Origin of the sequence: Actinomadura montaniterrae, from assembly GCF_008923365.1 — a bacterium.
GTDB lineage: Bacteria > Actinomycetota > Actinomycetes > Streptosporangiales > Streptosporangiaceae > Spirillospora > Spirillospora montaniterrae.
On the sequence record NZ_WBMR01000411.1, the window covers coordinates 1 to 3,889 of the forward strand.

The 3,889-nt window shown below is 75.8% G+C and carries 4 protein-coding genes; all 4 read left to right on the forward strand.

Annotated features, from left to right (window positions below; all coding sequences use genetic code 11):
* Window positions 1-1,156: AI-2E family transporter (locus F9B16_RS49615; protein ID WP_151547222.1), on the forward strand; the 1,156-nt coding region annotated here is incomplete at its 5' end.
* A 77-nt stretch (window positions 1,157-1,233) separates the two neighbouring features.
* A complete protein-coding gene (locus F9B16_RS49620; protein WP_151547223.1) occupies window positions 1,234-2,343 on the forward strand; it encodes an FtsX-like permease family protein in 1,110 nt (369 codons plus the stop codon).
* Window positions 2,340-3,026, forward strand: coding sequence for an ABC transporter ATP-binding protein (locus F9B16_RS49625; protein ID WP_151547224.1), 687 nt, complete (start codon window positions 2,340-2,342; stop codon window positions 3,024-3,026). Before F9B16_RS49620 ends, F9B16_RS49625 begins: the two co-directional genes overlap by 4 nt.
* A gap of 30 nt (window positions 3,027-3,056) precedes the next feature.
* Window positions 3,057-3,644 carry a TetR/AcrR family transcriptional regulator gene (locus F9B16_RS49630; RefSeq protein ID WP_151547225.1) on the forward strand — a complete coding sequence of 196 codons (588 nt, stop codon included), beginning with the start codon at window positions 3,057-3,059 and terminating at the stop codon, window positions 3,642-3,644.
* Window positions 3,645-3,889 lie beyond the last annotated feature (245 nt).

A 3,889-nucleotide genomic window follows, 5' to 3' on the forward strand; every position in this document is an offset into this window, starting at 1 on the left:
CGGCCCGGCGCCGGAGGCGTCGGGCGCCGCGGGACGGGGCGGCCCGCGGCGGATGCCGGCGTGGCTGCCGCGGGCGTTCGCGCTCGCCGGCGTGATCGTGCTGGCGTTCATGGCGCTGCTGTGGCTGCTGGAGCGGCTGCGCGGGCTGCTGATGCTCGTGCTGGTCTCGCTGTTCCTGGCGTTCGCGATCGAGCCCGCGGTGAACTGGCTGGCGGCCCGCGGGTGGCGGCGCGGCGCCGGCACCGCGCTGATGTTCGTGGTGATCGGCGTGCTGCTGGCCGGGTTCGCCGGCGGCATCGGGTCGCTGCTGGCCACCCAGGCCACCCACCTGATCAACGGATTCCCCGGCTACGTCCGGCACGTCGTCGACTGGGTCAACGCGACGTTCGGCACCCACCTGTCGCGCGACACCCTGTTCCAGCGGCTCCCCACGGTGACCGGCACGCTGTCGCGGCACCTGTCGGACCTCGCGCAGAACGTGTGGGGGATCGGCGCCACCGCCTTCGGAGTGATCTTCAAGGCGCTCGGGGTGCTGCTGTTCACCTTCTACCTGTCGGCGCAGGGCCCGCAGCTGCGCCGGACGGTGTGCTCGCTGCTGCCGCCGCACCGGCAGCGGTCCGTGCTACGGGCCTGGGAGATCGCGATCGACAAGACCGGCGGCTACATCTACTCGCGCGCGCTGCTGGCGCTGATCTCCGCCGTCGCGCACTACATCGCGCTCGTCGGGCTCGGGGTGCCGTACGCGGCGACGCTCGCGCTGTGGGTGGGGGTGGTGTCGCAGTTCATCCCCGCGGTCGGCACCTACCTGGCGGGCGGGGTGCCGGTGCTGATCGCGCTGACCCGCTCGCCGTCAACCGCGCTGTGGATCCTGCTGTTCATCGTCGCCTACCAGCAGGTGGAGAACTACCTGCTGCAGCCGCGCATCACCGCCCGGACGCTGGACATGCACCCCGCGGTCGCGTTCGGGCTGGTGCTGGCCGGGGTGGCGGTGGCCGGGCCGGTCGGGGCGGTGGTGGCGCTGCCGTTCGGCGCGAGCGTGCAGGCGTTCGCCGGCGCCTACGTCCGCCGCTACGAGGTGGAGGAGCACCCGCTGACCCGCACGGCCCCCGCCCGGCGCGAACGGCGGCCGCCGCGGTGGCTCCGGCGCCGGAAGTGACCCCCGATTATGGCGACACTGTGTCGCCAACATAGGGTTGGCGACACAGTGTCGCCAACTATCCCCGGAGCCCCTCCGTGTTCCTCGCCCTCCGCGACCTGCGGTTCGCCCGCGGCCGCTTCCTGCTGATGGGCACCGTGATCGCGCTGATCTCGGTGCTCGCCGCCGTCCTGACCGGCCTGTCGTCGGGCCTGGCCCGCGACGGCGTGTCCGCCCTGCGCGCCCTGCCCGTCACCCACTTCGCCTTCCAGCGCGGCGTCGAGGGAGACCTGTACTCGCGCAGCACCGTGCCCGCCGACGACGCCGCGGCCTGGGCGAAGCGGTCCGGCGTCCGCCGCGCCGCCGCCTACGGCAACCAGCTCGCCCACGCCAAGGTCGCCCGCACCGGCCAGGACCTCGACATCGCCGTGTTCGGCATGGACCCCGGCTCGTTCATCGCGCCCCGCCCCGCCACCGGCCGCCCGCTCGGCGCCGTCCCCGACGGCGTGCTGATCTCCAGCCGCCTCGCCGACGACGGCGTGAAGGTCGGCGACACCCTGCGGATCGAGCGCAGCGGCGCCGCGCTGCCCGTCATCGGCACCGTCGGCGACCAGTCCTTCACCCACGTCGCCGTCGTCTACGCGCCGCTGCGCACCTGGCAGCGCGTCCACTACGGGCTGCCCGGCACGCCGCCCGAGCAGGCCTACCACCAGGCCACCGCCATCGCCCTGGACGCCGCGCCCTCCGTCACCCGCGCCGGGGACGCCCAGGTCGTCACCAAGGAGAAGTCCTACTCCGCCTCGCCCGGATTCGCCGCCGAGACCGCCACCATGACGCTGATCAAGGTGTTCCTGTACCTGATCTCGATGCTGGTCGTCGCCGCGTTCTTCGTCGTGTGGACCGTCCAGCGCAAGGGGGAGATCGCCCTGGTCCGGGCGCTCGGCGGATTCGCCCGGTACCTGGCGCGCGACGCCGTCGCGCAGGTGCTGGCGGTGCTGGTGCCCGCCACCGCCGCCGGGACCGCCGCCGGCATCGGCATCACCGCCGCGCTGCACGCCGCGTCCCGCACCGTCCCGGTCGCCCTGGAGGCCGCGCCGCTGGCCACCGCCGCCGCGCTGCTGATCGTGCTCGGCGTGCTCGGCGCCGTCGTCACGCTGCGCCGCGTCACCTCCGTCGACCCGCTCGCCGCCCTGGGAGGCAGCCGATGACCGCCACCGCGACCCGCGCCGGGCTCACCCTGTCCGGCGTCACCCTGCGCTACGGCGCCGGAGACACCCTCGTCACCGCCCTCGACGGCGTCGACCTCACCGTCGGACCGGGCGAGGTCGTCGCCGTCGCCGGCCCGTCCGGCTCGGGCAAGTCCAGCCTCCTCGCCGTCGCCGGCGCGCTGATCGCGCCCACCGAGGGCACCGTCGCCGTCGGCGGCGCCGACGTCACCGCCGCCACCCCCGCGCGCCGCACCGCGCTGCGCCGCGCCGGCATCGGCTACGTCTTCCAGTCCGCCAACCTGCTGCCCTCCCTCACCGCCCGCGACCAGCTGTTGCTCATCGCCCACCTGGCCGGACGCGTCACCCGCGAGGACCGCGACCGCGCCGACGGGCTGCTGGACGCCGTCGGGATGACCGCCAAGGCGTCCCGCCGCCCCCACGAGCTGTCGGGCGGCGAACGCCAGCGCGTCGGCATCGCCCGCGCCCTGATGAACCGGCCCGCGCTGCTGCTGGCCGACGAGCCCACCGCCGCCCTCGACCAGCACCGCGCCCGCGACGTCGTCGCGCTGCTGGCCGGCCAGGCCCGCGACCGCGGTACCGCCACCGTCCTGGTCACCCACGACGAGGGCCTGCTCGGCGCCGCCGACCGCGTCGTGCGCATCCGGGACGGCAGAATGAACTAGCCGCCCGCCCCCGCCGCGGAAGGAGACCGCATGCCGAGGATCACCGCCCCGACCGTCGCCGAGCACCGCGCCCGCAGGCACACCGCGCTGCAGGCCGCCGCCCGCGACATCCTGCTCGCCGACGGCGCGCAGGCGGTGACCCCGGCATCGGTCGGCGCCCGCGCCGGCCTCGCCCGCTCCAGCGTCTACAAGTACTACTCCTCGACCGGCGACATCCTCGCCCAGCTCGCCGCGGACGTCTTCGCCGACTGGACCGGGCGGCTGCGCGCCGCCACCGACGCCGCCGCCACGGATGTCGGCGGCGGCGACGGGGCGGCCGCGCGCATCGCCGCCTACGTCCGCGGCCACCTGGAGTTCGCCCGCAGCGACGACCGCCGCGTCACCGACGCCATCGCCGCCGCCGGGCTGCCCGCCGAATGCCTGGACTGGGTCGCCGCGCAGCAGCGCGCCCTCGTCGCGCCGCTGCGCGAGGCGCTCGCCGACCGCGGCGACCCCGACCCCGAGGCCACCGCCGCCCTCATCCTCGGCACCCTGGACGGCGCCGCCCGCCTCATCGACGCCGGACGCGACCCCGCCGCCGTCACCGACGCCGCCCTGGCCTTCATCACCCGCCCCTGACCCACCCGCGCCCCGGGGGGAGGGGGCGCGGCCTTTACCGGCAGCAGGACGGACCCGGACCACATCGTCGACCATTGCCGTGGACGAGCCCGCCCCGCGGGGTTAGCGTGCCAGCAGAACCTTGATCAATTGGCAGCTCGGGGGCGGAGGGAGCCGTCATGCACCTGCCCCGCACGCACCGTCCTCCCAGGCCCCCGGCCCGCGGCCACCGCACCGGCTCGCCCGGCACCCGCCGGCCCGGCACG

Bases quoted from the DNA above. Each gene is read 5' to 3' on its own strand.
- F9B16_RS49625 (WP_151547224.1), top strand. From the start codon at position 2,340: ATGACCGCCACCGCGACCCGCGCCGGGCTCACCCTGTCCGGCGTCACC.
- F9B16_RS49630 (WP_151547225.1), top strand. From the start codon at position 3,057: ATGCCGAGGATCACCGCCCCGACCGTCGCCGAGCACCGCGCCCGCAGG.